Here is a 21,736-nt window from a genome sequence, read left to right as displayed (position 1 = left end):
TCAGTGGGTTTCGACGCTGGCGAAGAGATCAGCGTGTGACTTGAAGAACCGGTCGGTCGAGAAGCGGTCGCCGAACATCATGTCGTGTTGCAGGAAGCGGTAGTCACGCAGGAGTGCCGGCACCTTCGGCTGGCGCGACCACTCGGCGACTTCCTTGCCATTCTTGCGGATCAGCATGTAGCGGTCGACGACGCGGTACTGGTCATACACCTTGCCGAGGAAGCCGGTGTAGTAGGGATGCTCGTAACCGGACTGCTTGAGGATCTGGTAGGAGAGGAAGGCCGGGCTGATGGTGCCGACGTTCTTCTTCGGGCCAGTCTTGTTCGACCAGACGACGAGCGGCGTTTCATGCTGCGCCTTCATCTGCTCCTTCGAACCTTTGCGCTCCGCCGTCACACCCTTCATGAAACCGGTGCTGGTATAGACGGTGTTAAGCGGCGGCAGATGGTCGCCAAAGAGCACGATAACCGTTTCGCGATCGCGGTTCTTGGCCCAGTCCATCAGCTTCTTCAGGCTGTCGTCAGCCTCCTTGATGCCCTGCGCGTAGGTGGCAAGAACCTGGCGGTCGGCCTCGGGCAGATCGCCTTCGACCTTGATGGTGTTGTTGGCGTAGCGGTTGGCCTCATAGGGGCCATGGCCCTGGAGTGTGACGGCGAAGAAGAAGAACGGGTCGTCCATCGCGTCGGCTTGGCGGATGATCTCGTTGGTCAGCGAGTCGTCCGAGGCGAAGATGCCGCGCTTCTGCATCGGTGGCATGTTCTCTTCCGACTTGAACATGTCGAAACCGAAGGCCTTGTAGACGGCGGTGCGGTTCCAGAACCAGCTCTGGAACGGATGGATGGCGCGCGAGACGTAGCCTTCGCCACGGAAGAAAGTGGCAAGCGACGGGATCGGATTGCGGATGTACTGCTGGTACGGGATGCTGCCATAGGGCAGGAACGCGTTGGAGAAGCCGGTCAGCGCCTCGAACTCGACGTTGGCGGTCATGCCGCCGAACTCCGGCGAGAAGACGTTGCCCGACTGCATTTCACGGATCGTCGGCATCGGGTCGGGCGACAGCTTGACGTTCGGCAGGCGGGTCGGATCCCAGAAGGATTCGCTCATCAGCACGATGACGTCGGGCTTGCCGCGGTGCGAGGTGCCGGCGGGAAGCGGCTTCACCGGAATGCGGTCGATCGCGTCGGCCATGTAGCCGGCGGGCGCGCTGACATTGGCCATCGGCAGGTTGATCGCAAAGGCGAGCGCAAAGCCGTTGTGCTTATAGTTCTCGGTCTGGTCCCACATGATCGGGATGACCTTCAGGCGATCACGGATCCAGGAAAACTGGTTGTAATCCATGATGTTCCAGAAGGCGACGAGCAGCGGCAGCGCGAAGGCGAGGCGGGCGACACGCTCGCGGGTCGTCAGCTTCGGGAAGGTCCGCCAGGCAAAGCGCAACAGGAGGGCGATGGCGACGACGGTGGCAACCAGGCCGACGGCGATGCCGAGCGCCGTCCACGGACGGTCCTTTACCAGCACGGGCATCAGCTCCATGATCTGGCGGCCGAACAGGAAGTCGGTCGGATAGAGCGGATCGGACAGGAACACCTGCTTCTGCTGGCAGATGACGGCCGGCAGAAGTGCCAGCGGCGCGATCACCACGGCGGACTTGTGCTCGCGGCCGAAAATACCGTCGACAGCGAGCAGAATGAGAAAGAATATGCCGATGGTCGTCAGCGCCGGGCGCGTCGGGTCGAGGACGTAGGAAAGGGTGTCGGTCAGCGACTGACGGACGATCAGTTCAACGGCGAAGACAAGGGCAGTTGCAACGAACAGGGAGAACAGGGCGCTGCGCGTGGAAGCGAGCGTCTTGGCGTGCCGTGCGGCGAAGCCGGGTCGGTCGGCATAGACACGTGAGCCTCGCGCGACAGCGGAATCGATACTGGCCAACATATTCTCCAATTTCATAAATGCGTCGTGTAACTGTCATACGCCCGTCATTTTGAACAGGGGATGAATGGTTTCTTAACGGGAATGGAGGGTGGCTTTTCGTGGCGTGAAGCCGCACGAACGGCCCAGTATAAGGACCGGGAAAAACAGAAGTTTTCGGTTTTTTTCGCGTGGCTGCGATTGGCTGTGGGTATTTTTCCGCAGATTGCGCTAAAGAACATTGCGAAAGTCAGATGCAATCGTTCAGGACAGACCGACAGGCCCGCTCATGACCGCCCATAAAAACGCCCCCTCGCTCCTTCGTATCGCCGTTGCCCAGCTCAATCCGACCGTGGGCGACATCGCCGGAAACCTGGCCAAGGCGCGTGAGGCGCGCGCCGATGCGGCGCGACAGGGCGCCGATCTCCTGCTTTTGACGGAGCTGTTCATTTCGGGCTATCCGCCGGAAGACCTTGTTCTGAAGCCGGCCTTTCTCAAGGCCTGCCTCCAGGCCGTCGAAAAGCTGGCCGCCGAGACGGCCGATGGCGGCCCGGGCGTCATCATCGGCTTCCCGCGCCTGTCGAAGACCGGCCGACATAACGCCGTGGCAGTACTCGACGATGGCAAGGTGATCGCGATCCGCGACAAGGTCGATCTGCCGAACTACGGCGAGTTCGACGAGAAGCGCGTCTTCGATCCGGGCGAGATGCCGGGACCGGTCAATTTCCGCGGTGTGCGCATCGGCATTCCGATCTGCGAGGACATCTGGGGCGATCTCGGCGTCTGCGAGACGCTGGCCGAAAGCGGTGCTGAAATCCTGCTGTCGCCGAATGGTTCGCCCTATTATCGCGGCAAGGTCGACGTGCGCCATCAGGTCGTGCTGAAGCAGGTGATCGAGACGGGCCTACCGATGATCTATGCCAACCAGCTCGGCGGCCAGGACGAACTGGTCTTCGACGGCGCCAGCTTCGCCTTCAACACCGACAAGTCGCTCGCCTTCCAGATGAGCCAGTTCGAAGAGGCGGTCTCGATCGTGGAGTGGAAGAAGGGCGAGAGCGGCTGGCATTGCGAGCACGGCCTGAAGTCGCGCCTGCCGGAGCGGGAGGAGGCGGATTACCGCGCATGCATGCTCGGCTTCCGCGACTATGTGAACAAGAACGGCTTCAAGAATGTCGTGCTTGGCCTCTCCGGCGGTATCGATTCCGCCATTTGCGCAGCGCTCGCCGTCGATGCGCTCGGCGAGGAGCGGGTGCGCACGGTCATGCTGCCCTACCGCTACACCTCGCACGAATCGCTGAAGGACGCCAAGGAATGCGCCGAGGCCCTCGGCTGCCGTTACGACATCGTGCCGATCTCCGAGCCGGTCGAAGGGTTCCTCAGCGCACTCTCCGATACGTTCGAAGGCACGGAATCCGGCATCACCGAGGAGAACCTGCAGAGCCGCACCCGCGGCACGATCCTGATGGCGATCTCCAACAAGTTCGGCTCGATGGTGGTGACGACGGGCAACAAGTCGGAGATGTCGGTCGGCTATGCCACGCTCTATGGCGACATGAACGGCGGCTTCAACCCGATCAAGGACCTCTACAAGATGCAGGTCTATGCCATCTCGAGCTGGCGCAATACCACGGTTCCTCCGGGCGCGCTTGGTCCTTCCGGCATCGTCATTCCGCAGAACATTATCGACAAGGCGCCTTCGGCCGAGCTTCGTCCCAACCAGACGGACCAGGATTCGCTGCCGCCCTATCCGGTGCTCGACGACATTCTCGAATGCCTGGTGGAAAAGGAAATGGGGACGGACGAGATCGTCGCCCGCGGCCATGACGAGGTGACCGTTCACCGGGTCGAGCATCTGCTCTACATCGCCGAATACAAGCGCCGGCAATCGGCGCCGGGCGTCAAGATCACCAAGAAGAACTTCGGACGCGACCGCCGCTACCCGATCACCAACCGCTTCCGCGACCGGGGCTAGGCGATGGATATCCTCTCCGAAGAGACGGACGGCCGACAGGGCCGTGCAGATTTTACGGACGAGGAAATCCGGCTCCTGCGACTGTGGTCGGCAAGCGACGTTTCCGCCGGCCGGCAGCTTTCGGCGCAGATCGGCTATTTCGCGACGCCTGCGGTCTTTGGGGTCTATGGCCTTGCGACCGGAAGCCTCACCGTCGTCGGCGTTGCCTTCATCTGCATCCTGCTCCTGCTGGCCTGGGGTCTGGTCACCACCTGGCGGGACCGACGCGATTCCGTTCTGATGCAATCGGTCTGTTCCAAGGTTCTGGCGACTCTGCCGGCGGGTGAAGACAAGAAATAGCGGCCTCGTCCGGGAGAGAAGAGCATGCGCAGTTCCGTCGAAATCCATGACATCGCAACAGGTGAAACGCGGGTTGTCTGGCAGACGGACCGGCTGGTCGAGGCACCGAACTGGTCGCGGGACGGCTCACATCTGATCATCAACGGTGACGGCAGGCTCTATCGGCTTGGCCTTGATGGTTCCGAACCGGTGGAGATCGATACCGGTTTTGCGACGCTCTGCAACAACGACCACGGCCTCTCCCCGGATGGCACGACGATCGCGATCAGCGACAAGACCGAGTTCGGGAAATCGGCGATCTACCTGCTGCCGGCCGAAGGCGGCACGCCGCGGCTCGTCACCCGCAACCTGCCTTCCTATTGGCACGGCTGGTCGCCCGACGGGAACACGGTGACCTATTGCGGCATCCGCGACCAGGTCTTCGACATCTATACGATCTCCGTCGACGGCGGCGAGGAGCGGCGGCTCACCCATGGGGAGGGCCGCAACGACGGGCCCGATTGGTCGGCAGACGGCGAATGGATCTATTTCAACTCGAGCCGTACCGGCCAGATGCAGATCTGGCGGATCCGCCCGGACGGTAGCGACGTCACGCGCATCACCGACAGCCCCTATGGCGACTGGTTTCCGCATCCGTCGCCTGACGGTAAGCATCTGCTCGTGCTTTCCTATGACGGCGACGTCTTCGATCATCCGAGGGATCTCGATGTCCGGTTGAGGCTGATGGACCTGGACGGCGGCAATGCCCGCATCCTGTTCGAGCTCTTCGGCGGGCAGGGAACGATCAACGTTCCCAACTGGGCGCCTACGGGCGATCGTTTCGCCTTCGTCCGCTACGAACGGGAAAGCTGACCGCGCTGGACAAGTATATCGAGGCCATGCTAGCGATGAGGTCGTTCGCAGGGCGCATCCGATCCGCGGGAAGGGCAAGGCCCACCTGTTTCACTGAACTTGGTTGCCACACCTCTTTTCAGTCTGTGGGCGCGGATACCGGACGTGAATGAAAGGAGGTCTTTCATGATCACGCGCGATCTTTCCGCGAACATTACCCTCGATACGATCCGCAAGCAGGCCAAGGCCTTTTTGAAGGCCGTCAAGGCTGGCGATGCCAGCGCAAGACAGCGGGCGCTTCCCTATTTCTCCGAACCGACCGCAATGGGCCTTCAGGATGCCCAGCTGGTGCTTGCCCGCGAATTCGGCTTTGCCAGCTGGACACGGCTGAAGCGGCATCTGGAGAAAGCCGAGACCGGCACGCCGTCGACCGAACAGGTCGCAAACCGCTTTCTCGCTCTGGCGACAGTCTCCTATTTCGGCGACGTCGCTGCCGATCCCGAGCGGTTCGCTCAGGCACTCGACCTTCTCAAGGACCATCCTGAGATTGCCGGGGACAACATTCACGTGGCCGCTGCGCTCGGCGACGCCGCGGCGATCGACCGCTTTCTCGATCGCGACCCGAAACTCGCAGAGAAGCGCGGCGGTCCGTTCGACTGGGAGCCGTTGCTCTACGCCGCATATGCCCGCGTTCCCGGCAGCTCGTCGCTGCCGGCGGGCGCCCGCCTGATTGCGCGCGGGGCCGATCCGAACGTCTACTGGCTCGACGACGGCCAGTATCGTTTCACGGCTTTGACCGGCGTCTTCGGCGAGGGCGAGGCGGGACCGGAGCGGCAGCCACCGCACCCGGATTGCCTTGCCTTTGCGCGGCTCCTGCTTAATGCCGGTGCCCGAGCCAATGACAGCCAGGCGCTCTACAACCGGATGTTCGAACCGGACAATTCCTGCCTCCAGCTGCTTCTCGACCATGGCCTTAATGCCGACGACCGCAACAACTGGCTGGTGCGCAACGATGGCGGCCTGGTCGAAAATGGCGAACGCGTCTTCGACTATCAGCTTGCCTGGGCACTGGAAAAACGCATCTCCGATCGCGTCCGGCTGCTTGTTGCGCACGGCGCCGACGTCAATCGCCCGATCAAGGGGCGCACGCCCTATCAATGGGCGGAGCTCGGCGGCGATCCGGCACTGGCACAATACCTCGTGTCGCGCGGCGCGACCGAAGCGCCGCTGGAGGATGTCGACCGGCTGGCCCGTGCCGTTGGGGAAGTGAAGGCCGACGAGGCGAGGGAACTTGTCGATAGGGATCCGACACTTGTCGCTCGAACCCAGGCTGCACACCCCGCCATTCTGCACGAGGCGGCGGGTGAGGACCGGCATGACGCCGTGGCGCTGATGCTCTCACTCGGCTTCGACGTCAACCGCATGACCTCGCGCACGCCGTTGCACGAGGCGGCGTTGCATGGACATGTCGCGATGGCGAGGCGCCTGCTCGATCACGGCGCCGATGCCTTAGCCCGCGACCCCTACCATCATGCACCGCCGATCGGCTGGGCCAAATACAACGGCAAGGACGCGATGGTCACTTTCCTGAAGGATCAGCCGCTCGACATCTTCGCAGCTGCGTCCTTTGGCGTGGCCGCGCGCCTCGCCGACATCCTCGACCGGCAGCCGGATCTGATCGAAACGCCGTTCGGCACGTTCCGCGGGCGCGGCAGGCCGGAGCCACAGTACGACTGGATGACGCCGCTTGCCTTTGCCGTGATCAACGGGCAGGCAGGAACGGTGCGGCTGCTTCTCGAAAGGGGCGCGAATGCACGCGTGCGCGATGGCGCCGCCGGCCCGTCGATACGCGATCTTGCCCTGGAGCAAGGCAATGCGGAGATCGTCGCCTTGCTGCGCGCTTCGGCGGCCGCGCCGCAATAGGATGCGCAGAGGGAGGCGCGGGCAGTCGCCCGCGTTCTCCTGATCCCCGCTGCGACCGCTGATTGTCGGGCGATTCAGCCGGTTGAAATCGTTAAGTATTTTATCACCAGCTTATTTAAGCCAAACTTCGATTTTGGTCGCTAGGGTGCCGGCAGTATCGGCTGCCATCGTTGCGCATCGCACCTCCACAAGTGCTAGTATGCCCGGCAGGGCCGGTACGGACGAGGGGGACTGGCGTGGTGGAAAAGGCGTTGCGGCAGGCAAAGCGGGACAAGACGGTCTGGGCGATCCATGCCGCCTGTACCTTGGTCGCGGTCCTGATCATTGCAAGCCTCATCTATGTCCTCGACCGGTCCGTCACCGAGGCCGATCGCTTCGGCCTTTCGGCCGAGCGTCGGCTTGTCGCAAACGAGCTGCGCCACCAGATGGATGCGGTCGTTCAGTTCCAGGCGCAGGTGTCCTTCTGGGACAAGACCTACGAGGAGCTGGCGACGGGGCATGTCAGCGAGAGTTTCGTCGCCGACGAGCTTTCGGGCTGGCTTTGGGAAGACTACGGCTTCTCCTGGATCATCTTCACGGATCCGGCCCGCACCGTTTCGACGGCGCTCAAGGACGGCGCATCGGTTCCGGCAGAGGTGGCCCGCGTGCCGCTCGACGAGGTCGATGATCTCGTAGACGAAGCCAAGCGCCGCTACGACAATGCGCTCAGGAACAACGACGGCACCTACAATCTCGATGTCACGACGCCAGATGCGCAGTCCGTGATGCCGGCCGTGCCCGGCATCCACGCGGTGGACCTGCGCGAGATCGGTGGGCGCATGAGTGTTGCCGTGGTGCAGGCGGTCATCCCCGAGACATTGGTGGTTCCGGCGGAACGGCGCGATCCGGTGCTCATGGTCGCCGTTCGGCCGGTCACGCCGAAAATGACGCGCGAGATCGCGGCACGGCTGGGTATTCGCGGGCTGGCCTTTGTTCCGCTCAACGAGCGGCCTGCAGGCAGTGCCTATGCGTCTGTCGGGCGCTGCTCCGATTCGTCCTGTCTCGTGGCCGCCTGGGTGCCGAAATCGCCCGGTGGGTTCGTCCGCGCGGAGCTGTTGCCGAGCGTCATTATCATGGCGATCGTCGCAGCACTGCTGATGGCCTTCGTGGCGCTGCGGTTCTCGACGCTCTTTGCCGCCCTGCAGCAGAGCGAGGCGCTGAACCGGCACCTTGCCAAGCACGATCGCCTGACGGGGCTGATGAACCGCAGCGGCTTCGACGATATGCTGGCGGCAGCCCTGTTGCGGGCATCGACGCATCCGTTCACGCTCGTCTATGCCGACCTCGATGAATTCAAGGAGGTCAACGACCGCCACGGCCACGCCGCCGGCGATGCCGTGCTGGTGGCCATGGCCGAACGCTTTCGCAACCGGGCTGGCCCGAAGGGCACGGTCGCGCGGCTTGGCGGTGACGAATTCGCGGTCATTCTCGGCGATTGCAGCGAGGCCGACGCCCGCAGCCTGACGGCCGGCCTGATCGCCGACGCGCAGACGCCGGTCGCTTTCGAGGGCCAAATGCTCGTTGTCGGCGGCAGCGCCGGCATCGCCTTTGCGCCGCGGCATGGCCTGACGGCACGCCAGTTGCTGCTGGCTGCGGACGAAGCGCTCTATCTGGCCAAGCGGCGCGGCCGCAACCGCTTCGAAACGGCGGACGACATGGTGTTACCGGCCGAAAAGAACGACGGCCAGTCGGCGGCCTGAACGTTACCCGCGGATCGGCAGCAGCGTTACTCCGGGACATTGTAGGGCGTGATCACCACCACGGCGGAGAGCTGCGGGCCGATTGCCGGCGCCTGGGCGCCGGGCCGCAGCATCATCGTGCGAAAGGCGGTGCGCGCATCGGTCCTGAGGTCGTGATGCAGCACGAAGTGAATGCGCCGTTCCCGCAACAGCGCCAGATTGTCCTCGTCGAGATCATGGGCGATGTAGCGCGCGCAGTGACGTTCGAGGCGCTCGAAGGCTGCAAGGACGGAGCGGTTGCCGCCACCGATCGAATAGGCCGCGTTGATATCGGGATTGGCCGAGAGCGCCGCGTGAGCCAGGCGGCCGGTTTCGCTGTCGCGGCCGTGGCCTTCGCTGATCTCGACGATCCGGATTGCCGGATAGCGCTCGCGCAACACCCGGCGAAAGCCGATCTCGCGTTCCTCCTCACCACGAAAGCGGCCGCTCGAAAGGGTCACCAGCACAGTTGCCGGCGCGCCGGAAAAGCGCTCCCCGAGGAGGTAGGCGGCCGTTTCGCCCGCCGCCCGGTTGTCGGCGCCGGCATAGGCCGTCCGCTGGGAATGGGGCAGGTCGGTTACCAGCGTCACGACGGGCGTGCCGCCCATCTCGAAACGGGCGACTGCGGCGACGATCTCGGGCACGTCCGGCGCCTTCAACACCAGGCCGTCGGTCCCGCGCAGCCGGATTCGGTCGAGCAGTTGCACGATCTCCTGTGGGCGCATCGTCTCGGCGAAGTGGAACCGGCAGCGAAAGACGGTGGGCGCGAAGGTCATCGCCTCGCTCTCGAAGGCGCGACGCACCGCATCGGTGAAGCGTTGTGGCGACTCCATGACGATATCGATCGCAAACTTGCGCCCCTGGATGTCGAGGCCGGCCTGCTGCTTCTCCAATTCCTCGATGGCTGCGCGAACCCGGGCCTCCGTCTGGCGGCGCACGCCCGGCCGCTCGTTGAGCACGCGATCGACGGTCGCGGTGCTGAGCCCGGCCTGAAAGGCGATGTCCTTGACCAGAAACGGATGGGCCATCGCCTTGCTCTCCTGATGGATTTTTGATGGATTCTTGCTCTATATCATGTTTTGCCGCCGCCTATAGTCGTGTTCATCAGGATGTTCCAGAGGAGGAAACGCGATGAAGACCGACAACAAAGCGCGCCAGCGGATCGACCGCGTCTGGCTCACCGAAGAGGCTTGCGATCTCGAATCGTTCCGGGCGGAAGTCGAACGCCAAACCAGCCTGTCCGACTACCCCCATGCTTCCGGCTGCGAAAAGAATATCCTGATCTATGACAGCGCCGCGCTGATTGCGGCGTGCGGCGATGCCGAGGCGCGGCGTTCTGTTCTGGCGGAGATCTGCGAGGTACTGGCGACCGGGCCTGGCGTGGCGGTTTTCAAGCGCGCCTTTGCCGATACGACAGCAATCGACGTCGCAAGCGGGGTCTTTGACGCTATCATCGAAGAGCAACATCGCAGCAACAGCGGCGGCGGCGATCACTTCGCCAAACCCGGCGCCAATGACCGCATCTGGAACTCGCTGGAAAAGCACTGCCTGAACGCGCCGGAGAATTTCGCCTCCTATTACGGCAATGCCGTCATAGCGCTCGTCAGCGAGGCTTGGCTCGGGCCGAACTACCAGATGACGGCGCAGGTCAATCGCGTCAATCCTGGCGGTGCGGCGCAATCGGCGCACCGGGATTATCACCTCGGCTTCCAGACCGCGGCCGTGATCGAGCAGTATCCGGCGCATGTGCACAAGCTTTCACCGGTGCTGACGCTGCAGGGGGCGGTTGCCCATTGCGACATGCCGCTCGAAAGCGGACCGACGCTGTTCTTGCCCTATAGCCAAACCTATGTGCCGGGCTATCTGGCGCTCAACCGGCCGGAATTCCGCGCCTATTTCGACGCACACCACGTGCAGCTTCCCCTTGAAAAGGGCGACGTTGTCTTCTTCAACCCGGCGCTCTTCCATGCCGCCGGCACCAACCACTCCCGGGATATCCGCCGCGTGGCCAACCTGCTGCAGGTGTCTTCGGCCTTCGGTCGCGCAATGGAAACCGTTGACCGACTGACCATGAGCGCGACGCTCTATCCGGCCTTGCGGGCCTTGCTGGCGGGCGGGACGCTGACGCAGGCGGAAGCGGCCAACGCGATCTCCTCCTGTGCCGAGGGCTATTCGTTCCCCACCAATCTCGACCGGGATCCGCCACTCGGCGGGTTGGCGCCGAAGACGCAGGCGCAGTTGATGCGCGAGGCTCTCACTGCGGGGACGGGCGAACAAGAGTTTCTCTCGGTGCTGGAGGCGCAGGCGAAGCGCAAGCTGAGCTGACGAGCGAGTTACAATTTGACAGGCTCCCGGTGTGTTTCAGCCGGGAGCCGCAGCCGTTTCAAACGATCATTTCCGAGGGAGGAATTCGATGAGTGGACAATTGCAAGGCAAGATCGCCATCGTCACCGGTGGTACGCAGGGACTGGGCGCGACGATTGCTGGCCTTTTCGCCGAGCGCGGCGCTGAAGGCATCGTCATCTGCGGCCGCAACGCCGCCAAGGGGCGGGCGAAGGCCGAGCAGATCGGCAAGGCAAGCGGCGCGAAAGTCGTCTATGTCGAGGCCGATCTGGAAAAAGTAGAGGACGCCCGCAAGGTGGTCGCCGCTTGCGACGCGGAATTCGGACGGGTCGATGCGCTGGTCAACGCCGCAGCTATCACCGACCGTGGCACGATCCTCGACACCACGCCCGAACTCTTCGACCGCATGTTCGCGACCAATGTGCGCGCGCCGTTCTTCCTGATGCAGGAGGCGGTGAAGATCATGCGGCGGGAGAAGACCGAGGGCACGATCGTCAACATCGGCTCGATGTCGGCGATGGCCGGCCAGCCGTTCATTGCCGCCTATTGTTCGTCGAAAGGCGCGCTCGAAACGCTGACCAAAAACACGGCCTATGCGCTTCTTCGCAACCGCATTCGCGTCAACGGGCTGAATATCGGCTGGATGGCGTCCGAAGGCGAAGACCGCATCCAGCGCGAGTTTCATGGCGCGGCTGCCGATTGGCTCGAAAAGGTGGCGGCCGACCAGCCTTTCGGTCGGCTCGTCGATCCGGCTGAAGTGGCGCGGGCCTGCGCCTATCTGTCGTCGGCCGAGTCCGGGCTGATAACCGGATCGGTGATTTGCTTCGATCAGTCGGTCTGGGGCGCCTATGACGACTCGCCGCATCCGGTCGCTCCGCTTTGAGGCGGAGGCAAACGACTAAGCTCGACAGTAGCCGGCGGAAAGTGGCGCGCCATGTCTCGACCGGGTTGGCGCGCTTGTCTTTCTCAAACGGCTGTGCACTTAGTGCCGTCGTCAGGTGCCCGCGAAAGCGGGAGAATCGGGAATCCGGTGTCATTCCGGAACGTGCCCAACGCTGTGACGGGGACGATCGCCTCTAAGAGAGCCTTGAGTTGATTCAAGGTTTTGCCACTGGATCTTCAATCGATCTGGGAAGGCGAGGTGATCGGTTGAACCGAAGTCAGAAGACCGGCCTGGCGAGATAGACCGAACCCCGCGTGGACGGCGGGAGGTTTTCGCATTGTTGGGGATCGAACGATGCTGACTGAACCGAAGGGCGGCCTTGCGGCTGCCGGCGCCTTTTCGCTGCCAGAGCGGGAGGCCGTCTACCGTGCCATCGAGACACGTCGCGACGTGCGCGATGAATTCCTGCCCGCGCCATTGCCGGATGATCTGATCGGGCGCCTGCTGGCCGCTGCGCACAGCGCCCCGTCCGTGGGCTTCATGCAGCCGTGGAACTTCGTGCTGGTGCGGGCGGAAGAAACGCGTGAGCGCGTCTGGCAGGCGTTTCGCCGCGCCAATGACGAGGCCGCGCTGATGTTCGAGGCGGAACAACAGGCCAAGTACCGTGCGCTGAAGCTGGAAGGCATCCGCAAGGCGCCGCTCAGCATCTGTGTCACCTGCGACCGCACGCGCGGCGGTGCCGTCGTACTCGGGCGCACCCACAATCCGCAGATGGACGTCTATTCCACCGTCTGCGCCGTGCAAAACCTCTGGCTTGCGGCGCGGGCCGAAGGGGTGGGCGTCGGCTGGGTGAGCATTTTCCACGAGGCCGAGATCAAGGCGATTCTCGGCATCCCAGATCATATCGAGATCGTTGCCTGGCTCTGCCTCGGCTATGTCGATCGCCTCTATCAGCAGCCGGAACTCGCCGTGAAGGGCTGGCGCCAGCGCCTGCCGCTCGACGAGCTGGTTTTCGAAGACGGATGGGGACGCAGCAAGGAGAAGGCGTAAGGCCTCGTCCGATCAATTCTGGACCGGCTGATAGGCCGGTCCCTTCGGATGCTTGAGGTCGATGGCGGTTTCTTCCTGCGGCAGGTAGGTCGGGCCGACGACGCGAACCTTGTTCTTCGACGGATCGTAAGGCCGCTCTTCGGCCGGCGCCTTGGCGGTATTGCTCGCCGCTTCCGGCTTCTTGGTCTCGATGACGATGATCGACGACTGGTCGTCACCGATCTTCGTTCCGTTTGCCTTCGGTGTGGTCGAGGCGGTCTGGGGTATCTGGCAGCCGCACTGGCCGGGTTTTCCGACGGCGCGGGTGCGATAGGCAAAGGCGTTGGGCATTTCGGTATAGGGACGGCCGGTCACGGCCGAGACCATCTTGTCGCTCTCTTCCGTGTTGAGGTCGTGAAAATAGAGCTCGGTCTCAGCCCCCGGGCAGCGCGCCCGACAGGCCTGCTCGTCGCGCGGGAAATCGGCCGGCGTCGCATCCGAAGAAACCGGGAAAAAGGCGCCGTCGCAGGTGCGCACGCACATGGTTCTGAGCGTGCCGCTATAGTAGCGCTCCTGCGGCGCGTAGCCGTCTTCGCCTCGGCCGAGCATCGGGCCGTAGGCGTCTTCCGGCGGCAGGTCGGCAACGATGTTGCGGTGGCTTTCCGGCACGTCCGGTTCCACGCTTGCGAACTCCTCGCGGTCGCCATAGCAACCGTTGATCTCCAGCGCGGCGAGGATGCGTCGCCGGCTGTCGTCGCTGCCGCCGGCGACGATCTGCTCGCGCTCGGACTTCAGCATGCGCAGATTGTCTTCCATCTCGGCGATCAGGCTGTTGAGGCCGTAGCAAGTGTCGGGGTCGCCGCCGTCGAAGCCAATGGCGTTGCCGCCACTGCAACCCGCGCGGCGGCGGTCGTTCTTTGCCCGCCGCAGCTCGATATTCTGCCGCGAGATCGCGCTTGCGTAGTCGCGCGCATCGGCATTGCTGGCGACGTAGTCAGGCAGTTGCGCGAGCCGCGCGTTCAGTCGGTCGCAGGCCGTCGATGCCAGTGACGGACCGGCACCGATCAGAACCAGAGGCACAAGGGCCGCAGCGACGTGTTTCATGCGCGTGAACACGGGCGAAAGTCTCTTCCTGTTGCCAGGTCGGCGCCGACCTTCTGCGGGTGGCTGCCAGCGGCATTCCTGTTTCGCCTCCATCATAGAGCTTGTCGGTGATCGTGCAACGACAAGCGACGGTTTGCGTTAACAGCGCAGATCGACTGATGCGCTTAGGCGGCGCGGGCGGTTTCCAGCGACATCGGACGTTCGAGCACGGTACCTTCGATGGCAGCGACCGCCTTCATCCGCGTGAGCAGATCCGGCGTTACTTCCCAGGCGACGGCAACCGCGAAAACGGAGCCGATGCGATGCGGTTCGGCGATACGCTCGCCCGGGCATCCCATGCGCCGGAACATGCGCTCCAGGAACACATCCGTCACCGTGACGATGTGGCTGATGCCGGAAGCAAGGCCCAGCTCGCCGACGCCGCACATCAGTTCGGCGGCCGCGACCGTCACCTGGTTCGAGGCGCGGTCCTGCGAGATCTCGGGCTCGATGCAGAAGCGGCTGGATTCCCAGACCGAAGCGCTGCGGATTTCCGGATTATCGCCGAGCAGGATCGGGAAGGTATCGTCCAGCATGTTTGGGCCGAGTGTCGGCAGGAGGCGAAGCGCGCCGCGCAGCCGGCCGGTATCGGGCGCATAGGACAGGACGTAGAGCGGGTTTGCCTGGTCGTAGTTGTCGATTTCCCAGTCGCCTTCGGTCTGCACGTCCCATTTCAGGAAGTCGTGGAAGACGCGCTTGCGCAACCGGAACATGTCGTCGACGGCCGCCGGGTGTTGTGCGCGGGTCTTTCCGTTCAGGATCCTGATCATCGTTTTCTCCATCCGAGTTTGGGGATGGGGCGATGCTGTCAGGCTCGCGGCGGTTGCGTAACTGTCGCTAGCGACAGTTCAAATGCGCGATATTTGCCACTAGATTTCGAGGGGTTTCGGTGGAGGCGTATTGTCGGGTGTCAAACGGAGGGTATCAGAGCGTGTCGTACGGCCTGTGCCACAGCCTGAGTGTTGGAAACGACATTCAGCTTGCGTCGCGCATTGGTCATGAAGAAGCGCACGGTGCGCTCGGAAATGCCGAGGATCGTGGCGATTTCCCAATAGCTCTTGCCGGCGGCGGCCCAGGTCAGGACCTCGGTCTCGCGGCCGGTCAACCGCATCTCTCGGGTCGAAATGCTGCCGGCCATGGCGCCGTGCTCCAGCATGGCGGCATGGAAGAGATTGGCGGCCAGCTGGAAATCGCGCAGGTGATGGCGGCGATAGGTCGTCCATTCGCCGGCTGTCATGTTGACGTTGATTGCGAGCAACGCCATGCGCCCGGCGGGCGAGGGCAATGGCAAGGCGACGCCCTCAGTGGATATGCCGATTTCCTGGGCTGCCTGGAACAACGGTTCGCATTCCGGGAAGCGATGCCGCGCCATCGTCCATTCCACCGGCCGCACGCCGCCAAGCGCCAGCTTCAGGATCGGATCGATCCGGTGAAGGCTGCGGGCATGGTAGATCTCGGCAGCGTAGGCGCCGAAGGTGTGATGCAGCCGGCAAACCTTGAGCTCGTCCGCATAGGGCTCCGCTTCGAGATAGAGAAGATGGGCAATGCGGAAGGTTCGACGCATCAATGTGAAGAAATGAGCGGGCTCGACGCAGCCGCCACATTCCAGGATTTCCAGCATGTCGAGGACAGCCTGCTGCTCAGTCATGCCACAACACCGAATCTCGTCCGAGGCCCCAGCATGGTTAGAGGTTCACCTTTTGTCCAGCGCAAACTTTCCCGATTGGTGTATAAGACCAATTGCGCACGCCTTGATTGTGGTCGTCGATCGGCCGCGTGACAGGGGCTGATTCGCGGGTGATCTGCAAAACCAGCGATGCCGCGCCTGAAGCAGGCGCGACATCCGGATACGGTTTTGCCGGCGCCGGCATGGCGCCCGAATGCAGCGAAGACCGGTGGCGATCTCCGCGTTGCCATCTCAACCCGGATGGCTGGCTTCGACCACCGCCAGAGCCGCCATGTTGACGACGCCGCGTGAGGTGACGGACGGCGACAGGATATGGGCCGGAAGCGCCGAGCCGAGCAGGATCGGGCCGACATGCAGGCTGTCGGTCATGGTCTTGACGACACCGAGCGTGATGTTGGCGGCATCGAGATTGGGGAAAACCAGCAGATTGGCTTCGCTCGACAGGCTGCTGTCCGGCATGACGCGCTGGCGCAACGCTTCCGAGATCGCCGCATCGCCGTGCATTTCGCCGTCGACCTCGAGATCGGGCGCGAGTTCCCGCACGAGCTGCAGCGCCGTGCGCATCTTGGTGGCGCTCTCCGAATCGCGCGAACCGAAGTTCGAATGCGAGACGAGGGCGGCGCGTGGAGTGATGCCGAAGCGGCGGATTTCCTGTGCCGCCATGACCGTCGTCTGGGCGATCTCTTCGGCGCTCGGGCAGTAGCTCACATAGGTGTCGGTGAAGAAAGTTGCGCCGCGCTGCGAGATCAGCAGGCTCAAGGCCGAGAAATCGAGCACGCCGTCGCGCTTGCCGATGATCTGCGATACGTCGCGCAGGTGCTTGCTGTAGCGCCCTTCGACGCCGCAGATCAACGCATCGGCTTCGCCGCGCTTGACCGAGAGCGCGCCGATGACGGTCGTGTTGGTGCGCACGATCGTGCGGGCGGCTTCCGGGATGACGCCGAGACGGCCGACGAGGGCAAAATAGTCCTCGACATAGTCGCGGTAGCGCGGATCGCCTTCGGGGTTGACGACCTCGAAATCGACATCCGGACGGATGCGCAGGCCATAGCGACGCAGGCGCGTCTCGATGATCTGCGGACGGCCGATCAGGATCGGTCGGGCCGTGCCTTCTTCGAGCAACACCTGGGCGGCGCGCAGCACGCGTTCGTCTTCGCCTTCGGCAAAGATAACCCGGTTCTTCTGGGCGTTCTTGGCGGCGGCAAAGACGGGCTTCATGATGAAGCCCGAGCGGAAGACGAAGCGGTTCAGCTTGTCGAGATAGGCGTCATAGTCCTGGATCGGACGGGTGGCGACGCCGCTTTCCTCGGCTGCCTTCGCAACCGCCGGCGCGATACGCAGGATAAGGCGCTGATCGAACGGCGAGGGGATCAGGTAGTCCGGGCCGAAGACCGGGGTCTCGCCGGAATAGGCGCGGGCGGCAACATCGGAAGGCTCTTCGCGGGCAAGACCGGCGATGGCGCGTACGGCCGCCATCTTCATTTCTTCGTTGATCGTGCTTGCGCCGCAGTCGAGCGCGCCGCGGAAGATATGCGGGAAGCAGAGAACGTTGTTGACCTGGTTCGGGAAGTCCGAGCGGCCGGTGCAGATCATCGCGTCCGGACGGGCTTGGCGGGCGGCTTCCGGCATGATTTCCGGCGTCGGATTGGCGAGCGCCATGATCAGCGGCTTTTCGGCCATCTGCGCCAGCAGTTCCGGCTTCAGGACGCCGGCGGCGGAAAGGCCGAGGAAGACGTCAGCGCCGCCGATGCTGTCGGCAAGCACGCGGTTGCTGCTATCCTGCTCGTAGACGGACTTCCATTCGTCCATCAGTACCTCGCGGCCCTTGTAGACGAGGCCTTCGAGGTCATGGACCCAGATGTTTTCGCGCTTGGCGCCGAGCGTCACGAGAAGGTTGAGACAGGCGAGTGCGGCGGCACCTGCGCCCGAGGTGACGATCTTGGCGGTCGCGATGTCCTTGCCGGCGAGTTCGAGGCCGTTGAGGATGGCGGCGGCGACGATGATCGCAGTTCCGTGCTGGTCGTCGTGGAAGACCGGGATCTGCATCTTTTCACGCAGGCGCCGCTCCACCTCGAAACATTCGGGCGCCTTGATGTCTTCAAGGTTGATGCCGCCGAAGGTCGGCTCGAGCGCCGAGATTACGTCGACCATGCGCTCGATGCTCGACGCGTCGATTTCGATGTCGAAGACGTCGATGCCGGCAAATTTCTTGAAGAGGACGGCCTTGCCCTCCATGACGGGCTTGGAAGCCAGCGGACCGATATTGCCGAGACCGAGGACGGCCGTGCCGTTGGAGATGACCGCGACCAGGTTGGCGCGCGCTGTGTAATCGGCGGCTGTTTCCGGATTGTCACGAATGGCGATGCAGGGGGCTGCAACCCCTGGCGAATAGGCAAGCGCCAGGTCGCGCTGGTTGCCGAGCGGCTTGGTGGGCTGGATTTCGAGCTTTCCCGGGCGTGGGTAACGGTGGAAGAAAAGGGCCTGCTGGTCGATGTCGCCGCTGGCCGGACCGGTATGGGATTTCGTCTTGTCGCCCGTATTCATGCTCTCACATTCCTCATTCGTGGTCGTGCCTTTTGGCATGAATTCGAAGCGAGGTACAGTTTTGCAGTGCTGATTTCAGCGGGGGGACCGGTGACGCAATGTTGATGTCATCTTCCTGAAACACGAGTCTGGTTTCACGAAGGCAGAAAGCATAACCTGAAGACGAGGCTCGCATGATGGCGGCGCAGCAAGACAACTCCGTACGAAAGCTCAGGACGTTGTTCATCTCGGACATCCATCTCGGCTCGAAGGCCGCCAAGACCGACTACCTGCTCGACTTCCTGCGGCATCATGAAGCGGAGACGATCGTTCTGGTCGGCGACATCGTCGACGGCTGGCGGCTGAAGCGCAGCTGGTACTGGCCGCAGAACTGCAACGACGTGGTGCAAAAGCTCCTGCGCAAGGCGCGCAAGGGCGCCCGCATCGTTTACATCCCCGGCAATCACGATGAATTCCTGCGCGACTTTCCGGGCGTGCATTTCGGCGGCATCGAGGTGGCGCAACGCTACATGCACGAGGGGGCCGACGGCCGTAAATATCTCGTGCTGCACGGCGACGAATTCGACGTCGTCGTGCGCAACGCCCGCGTGCTCGCCTATCTCGGCGATTGGGCCTACGACACGGCGATCGCCATCAATATCGGGCTTGCTGCGGTCCGCCGACGTCTCGGCATGCCCTATTGGTCGTTCTCGTCCTGGGCGAAGCTCCAGGTCAAGCACGCCGTCAACTTCATCGGCGAGTTCCAGAAGGTGGTCGCCGAGGAGGCGCGCCGTCACGATGCGCAGGGCGTGATCTGTGGTCATATCCACCATGCTGTCATCGAGGAGATCGGCGACATCCGCTACATCAACACCGGCGACTGGGTGGAAAGCTGCACGGCGATTGCCGAGCACCACGACGGCACGATGGAACTGATCACCTGGCACCAGATGCGCGGTGGCGCCAGCGAAGGCGAAGCGTCTGGCGAAGCGGACAAACTGCTCGCCCAACTGCTGACCCAGCGCGCGGCCTGACCTTCGCGGCGCAGCGATATTCCTGTCGCGAAAACTAGGTTATGGCGAGGGGCGCCCGGCTCGTGCTAGAGATCGGGCACAGCCATCAGGTCAGACGATGATTCCCTTCCAAGCGCCCGCCTATGTGGGCCCTCCGCCGCGCCATTTTGCGCTTCGCATTGCTTTGCTCTTCTGTGCGCCGCTGATCGTCAACGGCTTCGCGATGCCATATTTCCCGATGTGGCTGAGCACGCTGTCGATGAGCGACTTCGAGATCGGCGTCGTTCTGGCGTTGCCGATGTTCGTGCGCGTCATCACGGCGCCGATCGCCGGCGTCATTGCCGATAGGCTCGGCGAGCGGGCGATCGTCCTGATCTGGTCCGGTTTCCTGTCGCTCGCAACGGCCGTGGTTCTGTTCTATTTCCGCGAATTCTGGCCGGTGCTGCTGATCTATACGCTGCAGTCGGCCGTCTATTCTCCCTATGTGCCGATCGTCGAGGCGATCGCGCTTTCAGGCGTGCGGCGCTGGGGCTTCGACTACGCCCATATGCGGCTCTGGGGCTCGGTCGCCTTCATCGGCGCGACGATGCTCGGCGGCTGGATGGTGGGCATCTTCGGCAGCGACATGGTACTGCCGGCGATGGCGATCGGCTTCGGCCTGACGATCATCATGGCCTATGCCGCGCCACGGGTCGGCAAGCCGCGGCGGCCGTCACCGATCACGGCATTGACGGAGCCGCCGCCGAAGTCGCTGCGGCAGCTCGACCTGCAGCTGCTGCTGATCGGGGTGACGCTGGTCAACGCCAGCCACGCGATGCTCTTTGCCTTCTCGGCGATCTATTGGCAGCACATCGGCTACAGCGGTACCGAGATCGGCCTGCTCTGGAGCGCGGGCGTCGCGGCGGAAGTGACGATGTTCATCTTCGCCAAGGCGATCAGCCGCCGTTTCAGCGTCTGGGTGATGATCCTGTCCGGCTGCTTTCTCGCCGTGGTGCGCTGGATCATCTTCCCGATGGATCTCGGCTTCAGCGGCTATTTCATCCTGCAGTGCTTCCACGCCTTCACCTATGCGATCATGCACACCGGCATGCAGCACAAGCTGGTCGAGCGGGTGGTGGAATCACAGGAAGCGTCGGCGCAGGGGCTCTACTTCTTCTATACCGGTATCTTCACCGCGATCTTCACGTTCCTGTCCGGCTATTTCTATGCCTGGTACGGGGTGAACGGCTTCTATTCGATGTCGGTCGTCGCCTTTGCCGGCTGCTGCTTTGCCGTCGCTGCCTGGTATCTTCAACCCCAGAGGCGCGGCTCCGGCGGGAAGACAAGCGAGGCCTCGTAGCGCAGGCCGGGCTCGCGATCCTGCGCCAGCAGCAGCGGCCCGTCGAGATCGACGAAATCCGCGCCTTGAGCCACCAGGATCGCCGGCGCCATCGCGAGCGAACTGCCGACCATGCAGCCGACCATGACCTTGAGCCCGAGCGAGACCGCCTCATCGCGCATGCGCAGTGCCTCGGTCAGGCCGCCGGTCTTGTCGAGCTTGATGTTGACGGCGTCGTAACGCCCGACGAGAGCAGCGAGGTCGCCGGTCGCGTGCACGCTTTCATCAGCGCAGATCGGAACGGGACGGGCGATCGTTGCCAACGCCTCGTCGCGGCCGGCGGGAAGCGGCTGCTCGATCAGGTCGATCCGTTCCTCGGCGCAGATCGCAAAGTGATAGGCAAGCGTTTCGGGCGTCCAGCCCTCGTTGGCGTCGAGGATGATGCGGCTTTCCGGTGCGCCGGCGCGCACCGCACGGATGCGGGCAGCATCATCCGACGTGCCCACCTTGACCTTGAGGAGCGCGCGGTGGGCATATTTGGCGGCCTGCTCGCGCATCGCGTCGGGCTCGGCAAGCGAAAGCGTATAGGCCGTGGTCAATGCTTCCGGTGAAGAAATGCCGGCAAGAACATGGGCCGACTTGTTTTTCTGCTTTGCTTCCAGATCCCACAGCGCGCAATCGACGGCGTTGCGGGCAGCACCCGGCTTCATCGCGCGCTGCAGATCGGCGCGGCTGAGCCCGGCCTCGATGTGGTGGCGGATGGCGGCGATTTCGGCGAGCACCGTGTCGATCGTCTCGCCGTAGCGGCCGTAGGGAACGCATTCGCCGGAGCCCGTATGGACACCGTCTCCGATGCGGCAAGTGACGACGCTTGCCGTCGTCTTGGAGCCGCGCGAGATCGTAAACGTGCCCGCAATCGGGAAATGTTCCACGGTGGCATCGAGGGAAAGTGACATGAAAGCGTCTCCGGCAGGTAATCTGTTGGCCCGGCGTCATAGCGCCGCAACGTTCGGGTGACAGCAAAGGTGCGAGCCGTTATGACGGTGGAAGGATTTACGAATCTTTAC

At 63.4% G+C, this 21,736-nt stretch carries 17 protein-coding genes and 1 riboswitch; of the genes, 10 read left to right on the top strand and 7 right to left on the bottom strand.

The annotated features are described in order from the left end of the window. Entirely contained in the window at positions 1–1,929 is a 1,929-nt protein-coding gene (locus BLU15_RS00675; RefSeq protein ID WP_176960251.1) for an LTA synthase family protein, read from the bottom strand. 268 nt (positions 1,930–2,197) lie between these two features. Between BLU15_RS00675 and BLU15_RS00670 the strand changes: the two genes are divergently transcribed. The 5 genes from BLU15_RS00670 to BLU15_RS00650 all read left to right on the top strand — a co-directional run bounded on the left by BLU15_RS00670 (position 2,198) and on the right by BLU15_RS00650 (position 8,712). Next, positions 2,198–3,880: an NAD+ synthase gene (locus BLU15_RS00670; protein ID WP_090293901.1), complete on the top strand. Its 1,683-nt coding sequence runs from the start codon at positions 2,198–2,200 to the stop codon at positions 3,878–3,880. Between the two features lie 3 nt (positions 3,881–3,883). Continuing rightward, positions 3,884–4,219 (top strand): hypothetical protein, encoded by a 336-nt coding sequence (locus tag BLU15_RS00665; RefSeq protein WP_090293900.1) that lies wholly within the window; start codon positions 3,884–3,886, stop codon positions 4,217–4,219. 24 nt (positions 4,220–4,243) lie between these two features. Continuing rightward, complete coding sequence (locus BLU15_RS00660) at positions 4,244–5,071, top strand: TolB family protein (RefSeq protein ID WP_034795067.1); 828 nt, start codon at positions 4,244–4,246, stop codon at positions 5,069–5,071. A gap of 165 nt (positions 5,072–5,236) precedes the next feature. After that, positions 5,237–6,973: an ankyrin repeat domain-containing protein gene (locus BLU15_RS00655; RefSeq protein WP_090293898.1), complete on the top strand. Its 1,737-nt coding sequence runs from the start codon at positions 5,237–5,239 to the stop codon at positions 6,971–6,973. Between the two features lie 236 nt (positions 6,974–7,209). Continuing rightward, positions 7,210–8,712: a diguanylate cyclase domain-containing protein gene (locus BLU15_RS00650; RefSeq protein WP_113080104.1), complete on the top strand. Its 1,503-nt coding sequence runs from the start codon at positions 7,210–7,212 to the stop codon at positions 8,710–8,712. Between the two features lie 26 nt (positions 8,713–8,738). Here BLU15_RS00650 and BLU15_RS00645 read toward each other — a convergent pair whose 3' ends face one another. Then, entirely contained in the window at positions 8,739–9,758 is a 1,020-nt protein-coding gene (locus BLU15_RS00645) for a LacI family DNA-binding transcriptional regulator (RefSeq protein ID WP_090293896.1), read from the bottom strand. Positions 9,759–9,861: 103 nt separating this feature from the next. Here BLU15_RS00645 and BLU15_RS00640 point away from each other — a divergent pair, with 103 nt between their 5' ends. The 3 genes from BLU15_RS00640 to bluB all read left to right on the top strand — a co-directional run bounded on the left by BLU15_RS00640 (position 9,862) and on the right by bluB (position 13,006). Beyond that, the gene (locus BLU15_RS00640) at positions 9,862–11,055 is read left to right on the top strand and encodes a phytanoyl-CoA dioxygenase family protein (protein ID WP_090293894.1); all 1,194 of its coding nucleotides are present in this window, start codon (positions 9,862–9,864) and stop codon (positions 11,053–11,055) included. Positions 11,056–11,143: 88 nt separating this feature from the next. Then, a complete protein-coding gene (locus BLU15_RS00635; RefSeq protein ID WP_090293893.1) occupies positions 11,144–11,956 on the top strand; it encodes an SDR family oxidoreductase in 813 nt (270 codons plus the stop codon). Between the two features lie 96 nt (positions 11,957–12,052). Next, positions 12,053–12,265, top strand: a riboswitch (cobalamin riboswitch). Between the two features lie 45 nt (positions 12,266–12,310). Further along, the gene (gene bluB / locus BLU15_RS00630; RefSeq protein ID WP_060600813.1) at positions 12,311–13,006 is read left to right on the top strand and encodes a 5,6-dimethylbenzimidazole synthase; all 696 of its coding nucleotides are present in this window, start codon (positions 12,311–12,313) and stop codon (positions 13,004–13,006) included. Between the two features lie 12 nt (positions 13,007–13,018). Here bluB and BLU15_RS00625 read toward each other — a convergent pair whose 3' ends face one another. The 4 genes from BLU15_RS00625 to BLU15_RS00610 all read right to left on the bottom strand — a co-directional run bounded on the left by BLU15_RS00625 (position 13,019) and on the right by BLU15_RS00610 (position 18,359). Further along, positions 13,019–14,089: a DUF2865 domain-containing protein gene (locus BLU15_RS00625; RefSeq protein ID WP_060520703.1), complete on the bottom strand. Its 1,071-nt coding sequence runs from the start codon at positions 14,087–14,089 to the stop codon at positions 13,019–13,021. A 164-nt stretch (positions 14,090–14,253) separates the two neighbouring features. Beyond that, a complete protein-coding gene (locus BLU15_RS00620; RefSeq protein ID WP_034795052.1) occupies positions 14,254–14,898 on the bottom strand; it encodes an acyl-homoserine-lactone synthase in 645 nt (214 codons plus the stop codon). Positions 14,899–15,038: 140 nt separating this feature from the next. Next, complete coding sequence (locus BLU15_RS00615; RefSeq protein WP_034795050.1) at positions 15,039–15,776, bottom strand: helix-turn-helix transcriptional regulator; 738 nt, start codon at positions 15,774–15,776, stop codon at positions 15,039–15,041. A 270-nt stretch (positions 15,777–16,046) separates the two neighbouring features. Next, positions 16,047–18,359 (bottom strand): NADP-dependent malic enzyme, encoded by a 2,313-nt coding sequence (locus BLU15_RS00610; protein WP_034795048.1) that lies wholly within the window; start codon positions 18,357–18,359, stop codon positions 16,047–16,049. 173 nt (positions 18,360–18,532) lie between these two features. On the opposite strand from BLU15_RS00610, the gene BLU15_RS00605 reads away from it, so the two are divergent. Continuing rightward, positions 18,533–19,372, top strand: coding sequence for a UDP-2,3-diacylglucosamine diphosphatase (locus tag BLU15_RS00605; protein WP_090293892.1), 840 nt, complete (start codon positions 18,533–18,535; stop codon positions 19,370–19,372). Positions 19,373–19,469: 97 nt separating this feature from the next. Next, the gene (locus BLU15_RS00600; RefSeq protein ID WP_090293891.1) at positions 19,470–20,690 is read left to right on the top strand and encodes an MFS transporter; all 1,221 of its coding nucleotides are present in this window, start codon (positions 19,470–19,472) and stop codon (positions 20,688–20,690) included. On the opposite strand, the gene dgcA is transcribed toward BLU15_RS00600, so the two are convergent. Next, the gene (gene dgcA, locus BLU15_RS00595) at positions 20,642–21,625 is read right to left on the bottom strand and encodes an N-acetyl-D-Glu racemase DgcA (RefSeq protein WP_034795044.1); all 984 of its coding nucleotides are present in this window, start codon (positions 21,623–21,625) and stop codon (positions 20,642–20,644) included. The two genes, BLU15_RS00600 and dgcA, sit on opposite strands and share 49 nt — an antisense overlap. Between the last annotated feature and the right edge of the window lie 111 nt (positions 21,626–21,736).

It is taken from the genome of Ensifer sp. YR511, from assembly GCF_900103045.1.
Taxonomy (GTDB): domain Bacteria; phylum Pseudomonadota; class Alphaproteobacteria; order Rhizobiales; family Rhizobiaceae; genus Ensifer; species Ensifer adhaerens.
The sequence above is the reverse complement of the archived record's forward strand: the minus strand, read 5'-3'. Positions and strand labels throughout refer to the sequence as shown.